The sequence below is a fragment of the Roseateles sp. genome, from assembly GCF_965262435.1.
GTDB lineage: Bacteria > Pseudomonadota > Gammaproteobacteria > Burkholderiales > Burkholderiaceae_C > Paucibacter_A.
In genome coordinates this window covers 834,358-850,653 of the sequence record NZ_OZ253537.1, presented here as the reverse complement: position 1 = coordinate 850,653, position 16,296 = coordinate 834,358, and the positions used below count along the sequence as shown (strand labels likewise).

15 protein-coding genes are annotated in these 16,296 nt (G+C 67.2%); 9 read left to right on the top strand and 6 right to left on the bottom strand.

The genetic code is table 11. The annotated features are described in order from the left end of the window. The first annotated feature begins 93 nt into the window (after window positions 1–93). Window positions 94–1,083: a sugar kinase gene (locus tag ACQY39_RS03825; protein WP_428503561.1), complete on the top strand. Its 990-nt coding sequence runs from the start codon at window positions 94–96 to the stop codon at window positions 1,081–1,083. Next, on the top strand, window positions 1,080–2,438 hold the full coding sequence (locus ACQY39_RS03820; protein WP_428503560.1) for a pectate lyase family protein: 1,359 nt from the start codon (window positions 1,080–1,082) through the stop codon (window positions 2,436–2,438). The genes ACQY39_RS03825 and ACQY39_RS03820 overlap by 4 nt, the downstream gene beginning before the upstream one ends. Before the next feature lie 13 nt (window positions 2,439–2,451). On the opposite strand, the gene ACQY39_RS03815 is transcribed toward ACQY39_RS03820, so the two are convergent. From ACQY39_RS03815 to ACQY39_RS03790, 6 genes are all read right to left on the bottom strand, one after another. Next, the gene (locus tag ACQY39_RS03815) at window positions 2,452–2,973 is read right to left on the bottom strand and encodes a YgjV family protein (RefSeq protein WP_428503559.1); all 522 of its coding nucleotides are present in this window, start codon (window positions 2,971–2,973) and stop codon (window positions 2,452–2,454) included. A gap of 43 nt (window positions 2,974–3,016) precedes the next feature. Continuing rightward, window positions 3,017–3,274 carry a DUF3297 family protein gene (locus ACQY39_RS03810; RefSeq protein ID WP_263515976.1) on the bottom strand — a complete coding sequence of 86 codons (258 nt, stop codon included), beginning with the start codon at window positions 3,272–3,274 and terminating at the stop codon, window positions 3,017–3,019. Window positions 3,275–3,353: 79 nt separating this feature from the next. Further along, entirely contained in the window at window positions 3,354–4,310 is a 957-nt protein-coding gene (locus ACQY39_RS03805) for a LysR family transcriptional regulator (protein WP_428503558.1), read from the bottom strand. A gap of 114 nt (window positions 4,311–4,424) precedes the next feature. Beyond that, the gene (locus ACQY39_RS03800) at window positions 4,425–5,222 is read right to left on the bottom strand and encodes a rhamnogalacturonan acetylesterase (RefSeq protein WP_428503557.1); all 798 of its coding nucleotides are present in this window, start codon (window positions 5,220–5,222) and stop codon (window positions 4,425–4,427) included. A gap of 7 nt (window positions 5,223–5,229) precedes the next feature. Continuing rightward, complete coding sequence (locus ACQY39_RS03795) at window positions 5,230–8,223, bottom strand: TonB-dependent receptor (RefSeq protein WP_428503556.1); 2,994 nt, start codon at window positions 8,221–8,223, stop codon at window positions 5,230–5,232. 196 nt (window positions 8,224–8,419) lie between these two features. Then, window positions 8,420–8,755, bottom strand: coding sequence for a cupin domain-containing protein (locus tag ACQY39_RS03790; protein WP_428503555.1), 336 nt, complete (start codon window positions 8,753–8,755; stop codon window positions 8,420–8,422). A 258-nt stretch (window positions 8,756–9,013) separates the two neighbouring features. Between ACQY39_RS03790 and kduI the strand changes: the two genes are divergently transcribed. The 7 genes from kduI to ACQY39_RS03755 all read left to right on the top strand — a co-directional run bounded on the left by kduI (window position 9,014) and on the right by ACQY39_RS03755 (window position 16,294). After that, the gene (gene kduI, locus ACQY39_RS03785) at window positions 9,014–9,850 is read left to right on the top strand and encodes a 5-dehydro-4-deoxy-D-glucuronate isomerase (protein WP_428503554.1); all 837 of its coding nucleotides are present in this window, start codon (window positions 9,014–9,016) and stop codon (window positions 9,848–9,850) included. 30 nt (window positions 9,851–9,880) lie between these two features. Then, window positions 9,881–10,642, top strand: coding sequence for a 2-dehydro-3-deoxy-D-gluconate 5-dehydrogenase KduD (kduD, locus tag ACQY39_RS03780; RefSeq protein WP_428503553.1), 762 nt, complete (start codon window positions 9,881–9,883; stop codon window positions 10,640–10,642). 81 nt (window positions 10,643–10,723) lie between these two features. Next, entirely contained in the window at window positions 10,724–11,611 is an 888-nt protein-coding gene (locus tag ACQY39_RS03775) for a carbohydrate ABC transporter permease (RefSeq protein ID WP_271007768.1), read from the top strand. Further along, complete coding sequence (locus ACQY39_RS03770; protein ID WP_428503552.1) at window positions 11,608–12,471, top strand: carbohydrate ABC transporter permease; 864 nt, start codon at window positions 11,608–11,610, stop codon at window positions 12,469–12,471. The genes ACQY39_RS03775 and ACQY39_RS03770 overlap by 4 nt, the downstream gene beginning before the upstream one ends. Window positions 12,472–12,631: 160 nt before the next feature. Further along, a complete protein-coding gene (locus ACQY39_RS03765) occupies window positions 12,632–13,765 on the top strand; it encodes an ABC transporter ATP-binding protein (protein WP_428503551.1) in 1,134 nt (377 codons plus the stop codon). Continuing rightward, the gene (locus tag ACQY39_RS03760) at window positions 13,762–15,102 is read left to right on the top strand and encodes an ABC transporter substrate-binding protein (RefSeq protein ID WP_428503550.1); all 1,341 of its coding nucleotides are present in this window, start codon (window positions 13,762–13,764) and stop codon (window positions 15,100–15,102) included. Before ACQY39_RS03765 ends, ACQY39_RS03760 begins: the two co-directional genes overlap by 4 nt. Before the next feature lie 25 nt (window positions 15,103–15,127). Beyond that, window positions 15,128–16,294 carry an oligogalacturonate lyase family protein gene (locus ACQY39_RS03755; RefSeq protein ID WP_428503549.1) on the top strand — a complete coding sequence of 389 codons (1,167 nt, stop codon included), beginning with the start codon at window positions 15,128–15,130 and terminating at the stop codon, window positions 16,292–16,294. Window positions 16,295–16,296: the final 2 nt, after the last annotated feature.

Sequence of the window (16,296 nt, the reverse complement as noted above, 5' to 3'; positions counted from 1 at the left end):
CAGCCTCGGCGCATCAGGGTCAGCCCTTGTTTCGAAATTCGTTCGCTCGCAAATAGAATAACGAAACAGCGTTCCAAATAACTAAGGGATTCCATGAGGGTAGCTTCAACAAAGCAGGTGGCGGTGCTCGGCGAATGCATGCTGGAGCTGGTCGGCCCGGCCTTTGGCACGCTGCAACAAGGCTTTGGCGGCGACACCCTGAACACCGCCGTTTATCTGGCGCGCTGTGCTGCGGATCAAGGCAAGAACGAGGCCGAGGCCGCCGCGCCCTACACCGTGCACTACGCCACCGGCCTGGGCGAGGACGGCCTCAGCCGTGGCCTGATGGAGCGCTGGGCGGCCGAAGGCCTGGCCCTGGATCTGGTGCGCCAGATCCCCGGCCGCATGCCCGGGCTTTACATGATTGAGGTCGATGCGCGCGGCGAGCGGAGCTTCAACTACTGGCGCGACACCAGCGCCGCCAAGGCCTACTTTGAGAGCGAGCGCACGCCTTTGGAGGACCAGGCCGCCGACTGGGACCTGTTCTACCTGAGCGGCATCAGCCTGGCCATCCTGCCGCCGGCCGGGCGCGAGCGCGTGTTTGCCTTGATGGAGGCGCTGCGCGCGCGGGGCACCATGGTGGTGTTCGACAACAACTACCGGCCGCGGCTCTGGGCCAGCCGCGCCGAGGCGCAGGCGGTCTTCCGCCGCGCGCTGGAGCTGGCCAATGTGGGCCTGATCACGGCCGACGACCACCAGGCCTTGTTCGAGCTGCCCAGCCTGGCCGAGGCGGTGGCCGCCGCGCAAGACCTGGCCCCGCCCGAGCTGCTGATCAAGCGCGGCGCCGAAGCCACCCTGGTGCGCGCGCCCGAAGCCGGCGCCCCGGACTGGCGGGAAGCCGCCACCGAACGCGTCGAGCGCGTGGTCGACACCACGGCGGCCGGCGACTCCTTTGCCGGCGGCTATCTGAGCCAGCGCCTGCGCGGCCGCCCGGCGGTGGAATCGGCACGCTTCGGCAACCGCCTGGCCGCGCGCGTGATCCAGCATCGCGGCGCCTTGATCGAGCCGGCCCTGATGGCCGATCTGCTGCAGCCCCAGTCATGAGCAGCACCATGCGTCGTCGACATCTGCTCGCCAGCGTCTGCCTGCTGGCCCTGTTGCCTTTCCCTGCCAGCGCCGAGAGCCCGCCAAGACCCCAGCTGGACCCCGCCGGCATCAGCGTGCAAGGCTGGGCCACCGGCACCGTGGGCGGCCGTGGCGGGCGCATCTTGCGGGTCAGCAATCTCAAGGAATCCGGCCCCGGCTCGCTGCGCGAGGCGCTGGAGGCCGAGGGGCCGCGCATCGTGGTGTTTGAAGTCGGCGGCGTCATCGACCTGGCCGGCCAGACCCTCAACATCCGCCACCCCTACCTGACCATTGCCGGCCAGACCGCCCCCAAGCCTGGCATCACCGTGATCAAGGGCGAGACCAATATCGCCACCCATCAGGTGATCGTCCAGCACCTGATGTTCCGGCCCGGAGAGTTCGGCCGCGCCAAGAAAAGCGGCGCCGACCAAGACGGCATCTCCACCCAGGGCGCGGCCCACCACATCATCGTCGACCACTGCAGCCTGTCCTGGGCCAGCGACGAAAACCTGTCGGTCGGCGGCCCGCGTTTCGAGGGCGCCACGCCTGAGGACTGGCGCCGCAACACCTCGCACGCCATCACCTACAGCCACAACCTGATCTACGAGGGCCTGGGCACTTCGGTGCACGAGAAGGGCGAGCACTCCAAGGGCACACTGGTGCACGACAACGCCAGCGGCATCCTGCTCTACGCCAATCTCTACGCCTCCAACCGCGAGCGCAATGCCTTGTTCAAAGGCGGCGTGCAGGCGGCCATGGTCAACAACCTGATCTACAACCCCGGCAACAAGGCGGTGCACTACAACCTGGTCGCGCACGAGTGGGCCACCCACCCCTGGCAGACCGGCCGCATCAGCCTGATCGGCAATGCCTACCGCCAGGGGCCGGACACGCGGCCCAACACGCCCTTGTTCGCACTCGGCGGCCACGGCGACGTGGCGCTGTTCCTGCACGACAACCTGGCGGTGGACGAGTACGGCGCCGCCGTGGCCCAGACCGGCATCTACAGCGCCGGCCAAGCGCGCATCCTGCAACTGCAGGCGCCCGAGCTGCCCGCCGGCCTGCCGCTGAGCCGCATCCTGCCGGCACGGCGCCTGGAGGCGGAGCTGCCTCTGGCCGTGGGCGCCCGGCCCTGGGACCGCGACCCGATTGATTTCAAGCTGCTGTCCGATGTGGCCGAAGGCCGTGGCCAGATCATCGACAGCGAGCTGCAGAACGCCAGCGGCTACCCGCGCTACGCGCCCAGCAAGCAGGCGTTTCAGCCCGAGGCCTGGAATCTGGATGACATGAGCCCCCGCGCCGGCTGGGCCTCGCTGTTCCGCCGCGGGCGCTGACGCGCATCGCAGCTCACACGGCCTGAGCGGCCTCCGGCGGGCGGCGCCAAAGCCGCCACAGCGTCCAGCTGTTGGTCAGGGCGATGGTGGCTTCGAGCAGGCTGCCGCCCACCGAGCCCACCACCAAGTTGTTGACCAGCCACAGCAAGGTGCCCAGCAGCATCAGCAGGCGCATGCGCAGCCCGCTCAGGAAAAACAGCGCCGTCGTGCCGATGCTGGAGGCGGCGATCGGCAGCAGCGAGAGCCAGCCCTGCTGGAGCCACAGGCCCAGGCCGGCGCTCAGGCCGATGAAGCCCAGGCCCACCCAGGGCGAGCGGCTGCGCAGCGAGGCCAGCGATCGGCCCAGCGAAACCAGGCTGCTGGCAACAGCGGTAGGCTGGCCGAGCAGCCAGAAGTGCAGCACATAGGCGAAACACTCCAGGGCCATGAAGACCTTGAAGCGGCGATCGTCGGTCTGCGCAAAACAGGCCACGCCGCAGGCGAAGGCGACATAACCAAAAATCTGCGCGGCAGAAAAATACGCGGGGTCCAGCATGCGGGCAGCGCGCGGCCTGGCGGGGGCAGGCTCGGGCGGAGCTTCAGCTGTAGAAAGCTTCCACCGTGCCCTTGAGCTTGATCATCACCGGGTTGCCCTTGCGGTCCACGGTGCGGCCGGCCGGCACCTTGACCCAGCCTTCGCTGATGCAGTACTCGGCCACATCGAAGCGCTCCTTGCCGTTCAGGCGGATGCCGATGTCGTGCTGGAACACGGCGGCATCGTGGTGCGGGCTGCGCGGGTCGATGGACAGGTGGTCGGGAATGGCAGGGCGGTCGGTGGGAGCGGCGGTGTCGGTCATGGCGGCAGCAATCGTCAAAAAACAAAAGGCCCCGGGCGGGGCTGGATGCCGGCATTTTCCGCGATTTGCAGCGGCCCCGTCAGGCCGGTGCCGCCATCATTTCACTCAAGCCCTCGGCCAGCGCCTCGAACACGCGCTTGCAGGCCAGGCTTTGGCGCAGGTCTTCGTGCATGGCCAGCCAGGTTTCCAGCGGCAGGCTGAGCTGCTCGGGCAGCACGCGCTCCAGACCCGGGCTGCGCCGCGCCAGGGCAACTTGACAGACGCCGATTCCGGCGCCGGCGCGCAGCAAGGCCAGCTGGGCCAGATCGCTGTCGCTGCGCAGGGCAAAGGCCTCACGGCGCCAGCTCGGGAAGCCCTGGCGGGCGGCACGGATGAAGGGCGTTTCCTGGTCATAGCCCACCAGGCGGTGCGCAGCCAGATCCTCCAGCATGGCCGGGCGGCCGGCGCGGTCCAGGTAGTCGCTGCGGGCGAACAGGCCCAGCTCCAGCGTGCCCAGGCGGCGCGCGATCAGCTGCTCCTGCGTGGGCGCGGTCATGCGCACGGCGATGTCGGCCTCGCGCTGCAGCAGGTCCTGCATGCGGCTGCTGAGCACCAGCTCGATCACAAGGCCGGGCTCCTCCTGCGCCAGCCGGGCCAGGATGGGCGGCAGCACTTCCACGCCCATGACCTCGCTGGCCGTCACCCGCACCACGCCGCGCAGCTGGCCCTGGGCGCCGAGCTGGCGCTCTTGTGCCAAACGCTGCAGGGCGGCGGCCTGGCGGGCCATGGCCTCGGCGCCTTCTCGCAAGGTCAGCGCCGCCTCGGTGGGCAAGAGGCCTTGCTGCGAGCGGGTGAAGAGCGGCAGGCCGAGAGCCTGCTCCAGCGCTTCGATATGCCGGCCCACGGTCGGCTGGGCCAGGCCCAGGGCGCGGGCGGCGCCCGATTGCGAGCCCTCCTGCAGCACGCCGAGGAAGGTTCGGTACAGCTCCCAGCCGATGTCCTTGCCGAGTTTGTTGCTGCTGGCGCTGCTTTCGGGATCTTTGTTCTTGGAGTCCATGCAGAACTGTATAGCCGCTGGCACATCGTCGGCAGTTCCGCGCGCGGCTGTTCTCGGGCTTGGTGCTCGGCGCCAGCGGCGGCATCGGCGGCGAGGCTGTCTGCCTGCGAAGCCTCAATTGCCCGAGGCAGGGCTCAAGGCATAGGGCGCCAGCGCGGGCTGCACTCGCAGCAACTCGCGCAGCACCAGGGCCGAGAACAGCTGCGCGCCCCGCTCGCCCACATGGGTGCGATCAAACGCGCTCTTGGCAGCGCCCGCACGTTCCGCCGACGCGGCTGCAGCCACCGGCTCGGCCGCGCTGGGCTTGGGTGCCATGGCCAGGCGGTCGGCCTCGTCCTCGCCCATGGCTTGCACCAGGGCATGACTCAGGGCATTGAGGTCGATGGCGGCGACGGGCGGCGCGGCCTCAGCCGCCACCCGCAGCGCGGCCTCGGACCAGGGGCGCAGGTCATTGAGCAGCTGGCCCTCGCGAAAACTGCGCCGGGTCAGAGGAGTCAGCAGAACCGGCGTCGCGCCCAGCTCGCGCAGCTCGCTCAAGTAACGGGCCAGGTTGACGGGAAACTCGGTCGCCAGATCGGTGGAGCGGCCGGGCTTGCCCGGCTGGTCGTTGTGGCCGAACTGGATCAGCACCCAGGTCGGCCGCAGCAGTTCCTGGCGCAAGCGCTCGCGCAAGGCATCCCACAAACCCTCGGCCCGGAAGCTGGCGCTGCTGCGGCCGCCGCGCGCCAGGTTCAGGCATTGCAGCTCCGGCCTGAAGCGGGCGCACAAAGCGTCGCCATAGCCGCTGCGCGTGGCCAGGGTGGAGTCACCCACCAGGACCACGCGGGCCTGGAGCACCTGAGCCGCCCCGGGCTCGCCCCAAGCGTGGGTGCTGGCCAGCGCCAGCAGCCCAAGTCCCCAGACCCGCCGCATCGCCGCCTCAGAAGCGGTAACGCAAGCCGACCAGGAACTCACGGCCGGTGACGTTGTTGACCACCACGCTGTCACGCGCCCGGCTGATGAACTGGTCGTTGGCCTGGTTGGTCAGGTTGACACCTTCCAGGGTCACTTCCAGTTTGTCATTGAACTTGTAGCTCAGGGACACATCGACGTTGAAGGTCTTGTTCTTGCCCTCGACATCGTTGTTATTCTGACCCGGCACACGGGTGACGAAGCCGGAGCGCTGCGAGCCGGAGATGCGGGCGCTGAAGGCGCCGTCGTCGTAGTACAGCGTGGCGTTCCAGGACTTGGGCGAGAGGTTGATCAAGTCGTCGGTGATGGTGGCCGTGCTGGTGGGCGAGACCACGTACTCGATCTTGCTCTTCACATAGGTGTAGTTCAGCAGGGCACCGAAGTTCTTGCCCCAGCCGGGCAGGAAGGTGAAGGGCTGCTGGTAGTTGAGCTCGAAGCCCTGCAGCTTGCCACCGTCGGTGTTGATGGGGGCGGTGACCTGGAAGACCTCGTCGCCGGTGAAGTTGCTCGGCAGCAGGCTCATGGGCAGGCCGGTCTGCTTGAAGGGGATGTTGTTGCGGATGCTCTGGATGTAGGTGCTGATGTTCTTCTGGAACAGGCCCAGGCCCAGGAAGGCGTTCTTGGCGAAATACCACTCGATGCTGGAATCGAAGGTGGTGGCGCGGAAAGGCTTGAGCAGGGGGTTGCCGCTGGTGACCGACAAGGTACCAGTGGTGGACACCGTGCCGCCCGGGCTCAGATTGCCCAGCTGCGGCCGGGCCATGACCTTGGCCGCGGCGAAGCGCACGATCACGTCCTTGCTCAGCGTCGCGGCCAGGTTGGCGGCGGGCAGCAGGTCGTCGTAGAGATGGTCCACGGTCACGGCGGTGCCGCCGCTGGTGGCCTGGTAGCCGGTGGCTGCGAGCCGGGTCTTGACGTAGCGGGTGCCGATATTGCCGCGCACCGGGATGTCACCGAGGCGGGTGTTGAAATCCAGTTGGAAGAAGGCCGCCTCGTCCTGCTCGGTGACGCTGCGGTTGTTGCCGCGCGCATTGCCGTTGGTGATGGACGAAAGCGTGAAGTCACCAGGGCCGCCGGCCGGGCCACTCTTGATGCAATTGCAGTAGATGTCGTAGGCCTGGGCGATGGCGGCCAGGTTGGGGATGACCCAGCTGGTGGCCGTGCCAGCAGGCAGGTTCTGGCCCTTGCCGAAGCCGCTGAGGCTGGTCGTCAGGCTGGCCACCGTACTGCCGGCCGGCACCGGGAATATGGTGTCGTTCTGGTTGACGCGGCGGAACTCGTAGGAGTCGAAGCTGTACTTCTTGTAGTCCACCCCGCCCTTGAACGTGAGCTTGTTCGGCACCACGTCCCAGGCCAGGTCCAGATGGAACACATCGTTGGTGTTGCTGGCGCCTTGCGGGCGGATGCGGATTTCGCTGCTGGTGGTGTTGGCGATGGTGCCGGCCTGTGTGCCGCTGCTGGCCACCGGCACACCGACCAGGGTCAGGGCGCCGCCGGCCTGGGTGGGGTCGAAGGGGTAGCTGATGGCCGGGGCGCGGTCGTCGGCGCTGAAGTCAATGCTGTAGCCGTTGACATTGAGCGCGTCCAGCGTCGTGGTGGTCTGCACCGGGTTGCGGAACTTGCTGGTGGCGCGGCCGGCCCGGGCGGTCAGGCGCACATGATCGCCGAAGTCCTGCTCCAGGGTCAGGGTGGGCTGGGTGAAGGTGGTGGAGAGCTCGTCGAAACGCGACTCGGCGCGCACATCCACGCCGTTGAACACGCCCTTGAGCAGGGCGCCGTTGGGCGCATAGCTGGCCGAGACCACGCTGGTCTGCGGCTTGCCGCCCTGGCCGGCGTTGCGGCTGAAGGAGATCACTTCCAGGAAGTCTTCCTGGCGGGTGGCGTCGAGCTTGGAGTAGAGCAGGTCCAGGGTCAGCAAGGTGCCATCGGCCGGCTTGAACTGCACGGCGGCGGTCACCCCCAGACGATCTTGGTCATGGGTCAGGCGGCCGTAACGGGGCAGGCGGGGGTGGAAGTTCTCGGCCTTGCTGGCCTCGTTGTAGGTCGCGATATTGGCGGCGGTGTTGGGCAGGCGCAGCACACCCTGAGCCGCCGGGCCGCAGGTGGTGGCGCTCGAGTTCGTCGGGTTGGCGGGCGTCACGCCCTGTGGGGCGCACCAGCCGCCCGAGGAGGGGCCGTTGTCCCAGCGCACGGTGCTGAAGCCTTCTTCCAGCACCTTGCGCTGCGAGTAGGCGCCCGAGATCAGCACGCCCAGCTTGTTGTCGGCAAAGGTGTTGGACAGCAGGAAGGCAGCGCGCGGCGTGGTCTTGGCCGAAAGGTCGTTGTAGCCGCCCTTGAGCGAGACCATGCCCTTGAAGCCCTTCAGGTCGAAAGGCCGGGTGGTTTGCAGGTCCACCGTGGCGCCCAGCGAGCCTTCGTCCACATCGGCGGAACTGCTCTTGCGCACGGTCAGCGAGTTGAACAACTCGGAAGCGAAGACATTGAAGTCGAAGCCGCGCGAGCGGTTGGCTCCGCCGGAGCTGTCGGTGCCGCCTGTGGTGGCCAGACCCTCGATGCCGTTGATGCGCACGCGGGTGAAATCCTGGCCCAGGCCGCGCACAGTGATGTTGCGGCCCTCGCCGGCGTCGCGGTCGATCACCACGCCGGGCACGCGCTGCAGCGATTCGGCCAGGTTGGTGTCGGGGAACTTGCCCATGTCCTCGGCCTTGATGACATCGACGATGCTGTTGTCATCGCGCTTGGCGCGCAGCGCACTTTCCAGCGAGGCCCGCAGGCCGGTGACGGTGACGGTGTCCAGGTTGGCCTTGGCGGGCTGTTCGGCAGCCGGGGCGGCCGGTGGCGGCGCGCTCTGCGCCTGGGCGCCGGCGGCCAAAGTGCTGAGGGCAGCCAGCGAGGCGAGCGAGAGCAGGCTGCGGCGGCAAGTGAATTGGGGCGTCTGCGGCGAAGCGGGGCGCGAGGTCATGGCTTGTCTCCAATGGTTTGGGGCGGCGTCGCTCGGTCGGGGCCGGCTGACGCTCTGATGCGGGTTTCGCACGACCCGGCGCCGTCTGTGCGGCTTGGCCGGTTCGGGTCTGGCTTGGAGGGCGCACGCAGGGCACCGCTACATCGGGAGAGCCGGGGCGAGCCGCTGCAGTGCGGCCGCCTCCGGTGGCAGAGGCTTAGAGGTAGTCCTGCCGAGGAGGGGAAAACTGGTCGAGCAAGGTGCTGCCGGCCTCGAGGGCCACCACACCGTGCGGGGTCAGGCGCGGCGCGGTGAAGGCATCACCGACGCGCAGAATCTTCTTGATACCGGCCACATCGGCTTCGAAAGAGCCGCTGACCACAAAGGCGATCTGGTCATGCGCATCATGGGCATGGACGCTGCCGATGGCGCCCTGGTCGAAATGCACCAGCACGGACATCAACTCCGGCGTGTGGCCCACGATCTTGCGGCGGATGCCATCGCCCAGCTCGGTCCAGGCGCTGCTGGCGTTGTCGAAGTACGGTGTGCTCATCGGGGACGTCTCCTGCTGCGGCGCGAACGGCCGTTTCACGCATCGATGGCTCAGACTATAGCGCCCCGCCAAATAAATGAAACAGCGGTTCACTAAATAGAAACCATAATTCCAGGAAAGTCCTGAGCTGCGTTAGGCTTGCACCCATTCGCAGCGCCACAGGCCTTCTGCCTGGGCTTGCCCACCACCCCGCACCCCGACCGCCGCCTGACGCGCGCGGCTTCGCCGGCCTCCCGCCCGACCGCTAGGACCCCAGCCATGGACATCCGCCAACCCATCCACAGCGAACACGCACGAACCCTGGACACCGAGGGCCTGCGCCGCCATTTCCTGGTCGAGGACCTGTTCCAGCCCGACCAAGCGACGCTGACCTACAGCCAGATCGACCGCATCATCGTCGGCGGCATCATGCCGGTCGGCCAGGCCGTGCGCTTTGCACCCGAGCTGGGCAAGCACACCGGCACCGATTTCTTCCTGCAGCGCCGCGAGCTGGGCCTCATCAATATCGGCGGCGCCGCCCGTGTCAGCGTCGACGAGCAGGTCTTCGAGATCGGCCCGCGCGAGGCCTTGTACGTGGGCCAGGGCGCCCGCGAGCTGGCTTTCAGCAGCGTGGACCCGGCGCAACCGGCCAAGCTCTACTTCAACTGCGCGCCGGCCCACACCGCCTACCCACACCGCAAGGTGACGCTGGCCGAGGCCTCGCCCGAGACCCTGGGCGCGCCCGAGACCAGCAACCGCCGCACCATCTACAAATTCCTGGTGCCCGATGTGCTGCCCACCTGCCAGCTGCTGATGGGCATGACCCAGCTGGAGCCCGGCAGCCTGTGGAACACCATGCCCTGCCACACGCACGACCGGCGCATGGAGGTGTACTTCTACTTCGACATGAACGAGAACGCCGCCGTCTTCCACATGATGGGCGAGCCCAGCCAGACCCGGCACCTGGTGGTGCGCAACGAGCAGGCAGTGATCAGCCCGAGCTGGAGCATCCACTCCGGCGTCGGCACTCAGGCCTACACCTTCATCTGGGGCATGGTGGGCGAGAACCAGGTCTTCAAGGACATGGACCATGTGCCCATGACTGCGCTGCGCTGAACGCCACGCCACCTCATACGAAAGCACTTCATGATCCTCGATCAATTTCAACTGCAGGGCCGCGTGGCCATCGTCTCCGGCTGCAACACCGGCCTGGGCCAGGGCATGGCCGTGGCGCTGGCCGAGGCCGGGGCTGACATCGTCGGCGTCAACGTCACCGACCCGGTGGACACGCGCGCCCAGGTCGAAGCCACCGGCCGACGCTTCCTCGACCTGCGCGCCAACCTCAGCGACATCGGCTGCATCGATGGCCTGCTCAGCCAGGCCAAGAGCCTGACCGGCCGCGTCGACATCCTGGTCAACAACGCCGGCATCATCCGCCGCGAGGACGCGATCAAGTTCAGCGAAGCCGACTGGGACGATGTCATCGACCTCAACCTCAAGTCGGTGTTCTTCTTCTCGCAAGCCGTGGCGCGCTGTTTCATCGCCCAGGGCAGCGGCGGAAAGATCATCAATGTCGCCTCCATGCTGTCCTACCAGGGCGGCGTGCGCGTGCCCTCCTACACCGCCTCCAAGAGCGCGGTCATGGGCATCACCCGGGCCATGGCCAATGAATGGGCCAACCATGGCATCAACGTCAATGCCATCGCGCCCGGCTATATGGCCACCAACAACACCGCGCCGCTGCGCGCCGACGAAGGACGCAGCGCCGCCATCCTGGAGCGCATCCCCGCCGGCCGCTGGGGCCTGCCCGAGGATCTGGCCGGGCCGGTGGTGTTTCTGGCCTCGAAAGCGTCCGATTATGTGAATGGTTATACCGTCGCCGTCGACGGCGGCTGGCTCGCCCGCTGATCTGGACCCACTCGCAGGGCGCGACTGCGCCCTGCCCCCCAACCGTCGCGACAGACGACGAGACCGCCGGAGACACGGTGTATGTATGAGAACAAGAAGCTGGGCTTTCTGTTCGTCCTGCCATTTGTGCTGGGCGTGCTGCTGTTCAAGCTGTTTCCCTTCGTGATGAGCCTGGCGCTCAGCTTCACGCAGTACGACATCATCAACCCGCCCGAGTTCGTGGGCCTGGACAACTACCGCGAGCTGGCCACGCAGGACCCGCTGTTCCGCAAATCGCTGGGTGTGACCCTGCTGTTCGCCATGCTGGCGGTGCCGCTGCGCGTGGGCTTCGCGCTCTTCATCGCCCATGTGCTGAACTTCCGCATGCGCGGCATCAACTTCTTCCGCTCGGCCTTCTACCTGCCCTCCATCCTGGGCGGCTCGATCGCGGTGGCCGTGCTATGGCGCTTCATCTTTTCCCAGCATGGCCTGGTCAACATCGCCCTGGGCAAGTTCGGCATCGAGCCGATCTCCTGGCTGGCCGACGAGCACTTCTCGATGTGGACCATCGTGCTGCTCTTCACCTGGCAGTTCGGCTCGGCCATGGTGATCTTTCTGGCGGCGCTGCAGAACGTGCCAATCGCGCTCTACGAGGCCGCTGAATGCGACGGCGCCAGCAAGCGCCAGCAGTTCTTCCGCATCACCGTGCCGCTGATCACGCCGGTGATCTTCTTCAACATGATCATGCAGATGGTGCACGCCTTCCAGGAGTTCAACGGCCCCTACATGATCACCGAGGGCGGGCCGCTGAGCTCCACCTATGTGCTGGCGCTCTACATCTACGACCAGAGCTTCCGCTTCTTCAACCTGGGCTACGGCGCGGCGCTGAGCTGGGTGCTGTTCGCCCTGGTGGCGGCCTTGAGCGGCTTGTCCTTCTGGAGCTCGCGCTACTGGGTGTTCTACGCCGGCGAGAAGGAGAGCAAGCGATGAGCGGCGCCTCCGAACTGATCCTGGTGCGCGAGCGCGGCCGGCCCTGGCTGCGCTACCTGGCCCTGGGCGCCGTGGCCATCGTCATGCTCTACCCGCTGATCTGGCTGGTGGGCGCTTCGTTCAAGAGCAACACCGAGATCTACACCGAGATCGGCTTCTGGCCGGCCCGCTTTGATTTCGGCGCCTACGCCAAGGGCTGGAAGACCAGCACCGAGTACACCTTCGCCACCTACTTCCTGAACAGCTTTCTGATCACCATCCCGCGCATCGTCGTGACGGTGATTTCCTGCGTGCTGGTCGCCTACGCCTTCGCCCGCTTCGAGTTCTGGGGCAAGAAGCTGCTGTTCTCGGTGATGGTGGGCACCATGATGCTGCCGCTCATCATCCTGCGCCTGCCGCAGTACCTGGTGTTCAAGGAGGTGGGCTGGCTGGATTCCTACCTGCCCCTGATCGTGCCCTCGGCCTTCGCCACCGACACCTTCTTCGTCTTCATGCTGGTGCAGTTCCTGCGCGGCATCCCGCGCGACATGGAAGAGGCCGCGCAGATCGACGGCTGCAACGCCCTGCAGCTGCTCTGGCACATCATCGTGCCCCTGCTCAAGCCGGCCATCATCTCGGTCATCGTCTTCCAGTTCATCTGGACCATGAACGATTTCATGGGCCCGCTGATCTACCTCTCCACGGTCGAAAAATACCCGGTCTCACTGGCACTGAAGATGAGCATCGGCGCCACCGAAGAGGTCGAATGGGCCAGCGTCATCGCCATCTCCGTGCTGGCCCTGGTGCCCTCGGTGACGGTGTTCTTCCTGGCACAGAAGCACTTCATCGAAGGGGCGACTTCGAGTGGGGTGAAGGGATGAGTGGCGCGCTTCGGGAGCATGGGGCGGGGCTGGACGGCAGGGGGTCCTATGAAGCGAAGTAAAGGAGGAGGCCGAAGGCCGGGGGACATGAGCGGAATAGGGCGCCCTGCCGTCCAGACCTTTCACAAATCGACCGAATAGAAATCTGACGGAGACAACAGTGGCCCACCTGAGCCTGAAGAAAATCGAGAAGGTCTACCCCAATGGCTTCAAGGCCGTGCATGGCGTGGACCTGGAAGTGCAGGACGGCGAGTTCATGGTCTTTGTCGGGCCCTCGGGCTGCGCCAAGTCCACGCTGCTGCGCATGATCGCCGGCCTGGAAACCATCTCGGGCGGCGAGCTGCAAATCGGCGGCCGGCGCGTCAACGATCTGGCGCCCAAGCAGCGCGGCATCGCCATGGTGTTCCAGAACTATGCGCTCTACCCGCATATGAAGGTGTACGACAACCTGGCCTTCGGCCTCAAGCTGGCCGGCACGCCCAAGGCCGAGGTCGACCAGCGCGTGCGCCAGGCCGCCCAGCTGCTGGAGATGGAGCATCTGCTGGACCGCTACCCCAAGCAGCTCTCCGGCGGCCAGGCCCAGCGCGTGGCCGTGGGCCGCGCCATCGTCAAGAAGCCCGAGGTCTTTCTCTTCGACGAGCCGCTCTCCAACCTCGATGCCAAGCTGCGCGCCTCCATGCGCGTGCGCCTGACCGAGCTGCACCGCACCCTGCGCGAATCGGGCCAGCCGGCCACCGTCATCTACGTGACCCATGACCAGGTCGAGGCCATGACCATGGGCCAGCGCATCTGCGTGCTCAAGGACGGCGTGATCCAGCAGGTGGACACACCCACCGCGCTCTACGACCGCCCGGCCAATGCCTTTGTGGCCAGCTTCATCGGCTCACCCGAGATGAACATCCTCGAGGCCCAGCTGCAGCAAGTGCCCGGCGCAGAGGGCCTGACCGTGCTGCTCGGCGGCCAGCGCCTGCCGCTGCCTCCCGCCAAGGCCGCCAAGCTGCACGGCCGTGGCGCCGCCATCAAGTTCGGCCTGCGGCCCGAGCACATCAGCGCCCAGGCCCGGCCGCAGGGCGACAGCCTGGCCGTGCCGGCCACGCTGCGCTTCATGGAGCATATGGGCAGCGAAGTCTTTGTTCACCTGTCCATCGGTGATCAGCCGCTGACGGCGCGCGTGCCGGCCGACCAGCTCAACGGCCTGGCCGACAAGCAACGCGGCGACAGCCACCTCTTTCACCTGCAGATGGCCTGCGCCCACCTGTTCGACGCCGACACCGGCGCGAACCTGCTGCTGTGAAGCCCGCCCTGCTGCAACGGCGAACGGTGCTGGCCGCCGGCATGGCCGGTGCCGCGAGCAGCTTGCTGCCCGGCTGCTCGCCGAGCGGGCCGGACGGCAGCGCCAGCACAGGCGCTCCGACCGTGCTGCGCTTTGCCTGGTGGGGCGGCGCCAGCCGGCATGAGGCCACGCTCAAGGCCGTCGCCGCTTTCGAAGCCGCGCACCCGGGCGTCAAGATCAAGTGCGAGTACATGGGTTTCAATGGGTATCTGGAGCGCCTGACGACCCAGATCGCCGGTGGCTCCGAGCCCGACCTCATGCAGATCAACTGGGCCTGGCTGGCCATGTTCTCCAAGCGCGGCAATGGCTTTGCCGACCTGCTGCAGCAGCGCCAGCACCTGGCCCTGGACCAGTTCGAAGCCGAAGACGTGCAGACCGGCATGGTGGCCGGCCACCTGAACGCCTTGCCGGTCAGCTACAGCGCCCGCGTGCTGCTCTGGAACCAGGCGGCGTTTGATCGCGCCAACATGCCTTTGCCCAAGACCTGGGACGAGCTGTTCGCGGCCGGCGAGACCATGCGCGCCCGCCTGGGCCCGCAGGCCTACCCGCTGGACGGCGAGCTCTACGACATGATGCTGCTGTCGCAGAGTTATGTGCAGCAAAAGCACGGCACGCCCTACGTCGACCCGGCCTCGCCGCGCGTGGCCATGGATTTCGCCGCCGCGCTGGACTGGGTGCGCACCTACCGCCGCCTGGTGGACGGCCATGTCGCCACGCCGCTGAAGCTCCGCGCCAGCCTGGGCGGCGCCGACAAGGCCACCGAGCAGCAGCAGGACTGGGTGGTCGGCAACTGGGCCGGCAACTACACCTGGGATTCGGTGATCGGCCTGCGCGCTGCCACGCTGGACAAGAAGCAGCGCCTGGTGCTGGGCGACTACCCGACCCTGCCTGGTGCCAAGAACAGCGGCATGTTCGGCCGCCCCACCGTGATGCTGGCCGTGGGCCGCAACAGCAAGAATGCCGCGCTGGCCGCCGAGCTGCTCAGTTATCTGCTGACCAGCCGCGAGGCGGCGCTGATCCTCGGCCGCACCCGCGGCGTGCCCGTCGCCAAGGCCCAGGTCGAGGTGCTGCTGGCCGCCAAGAAGCTGCCGCCGCTGGAGCTGCAAGCGCATGAGCAGATCCGCCAGCAGCGCGCGGCCGGCCAGATCGCCCTGCCGGCGCCCTTGTTCGAGCATGCCCGCCTGCACAAATTCATGCGCGAGGTGTTCGAGACCATCGCCTACGGCAAGACCGGCGACGAAGACGCCGCGCGCCGCCTGATCACCGAGGGCAATGCCCTGCTGCAGCGCATCAAGTGACCCCGCCCCTGCCTGGAACGACCCGATGAAACGCACCGAACGCCAGCTCCACTTCACCGACTGCCCCCAGCTGCGCCTGAGCGCCAGCGAGGGCGGCCGCGTCACCCGCCTGACGCCGACCGACATCACCTGCCATCGCAACTACTTCTATCAAAAGTGCTTCACCAACGATGGCCAGCGCCTGATCTTCGGCGCCGAGTTCGGCCCGGGCACGGACTGGAACTACCACCTGCTGGACCTGCAAAGCCAGGTCGCCACCCAGCTCAGCGATGGCGCGGGTGAAAACACCTTCGGCGGCTTCCTCAGCCCCGACGACCACCACCTCTACTTCGTGCGCGCCGAGCGCCAGCTGATCCGCCTGGACCTGGGCGACCTCAGCGAAGAGGTGGTCTACACCGTGCCCCAGGGCTGGGTCGGTTACGGCACCTGGGTGTCCAACAGCGCCTGCACGCAGATGGTGGGCATCGAGATCCATGCCGACGATTGGTTCCCCCTGTCGGACTGGCAGAAGTTCCACCAGATGTACCACGCGCAGCCGCGCTGCCGCCTGTTCCGCATCGACCTGGCCACCGGCGAGCGCCAGGTGATCCTCGAGAAGAAGGGCTGGCTCGGCCACCCGCAGTACCGCCCCTTCGACGACCACACGGTGGCCTTTTGCCACGAGGGCCCGCACGACCTGATCGACGCCCGCATCTGGTTCATCAACGAGGACGGGAGCGGCCTGCGCTGCGGCCGCGAGCACGAACCGGGCGAGAGCATCACGCATGAGTTCTGGGTGCCCGATGGCTCGTCCATGATGTTTGTTTCCTACCTGGAAGGTCAGACGGACCGCTGGATCTGCTCGCTCGACCCGGTGACGCTGGAAAGCCGCCGCCTCAGCGCCATGCCGCCCTGCTCGCACCTGATGAGCAATAGCGACGGCAGCCTGCTGGTGGGCGACGGCAGCGGCACGCCCACCGATGTGGCCAACACGCGCGGCCACGAGATCCAGAACGACCCCTTTCTCCACCTCTTCGACCTGCGCGCCGGAAGCAGCCGGCCCATCGCCCGGCACAACAGCTCCTGGCGCGTGCACAAGGGCAACCGCCAGGTCACCCACCCGCACCCCTCGTTCACGCCCGACCAGCGCCAGGTGCTGTTCAGCTCGGACGCCGAGGGCGAGCCGGCGCTGTATTTGGTTGATCTGGAGTGAGC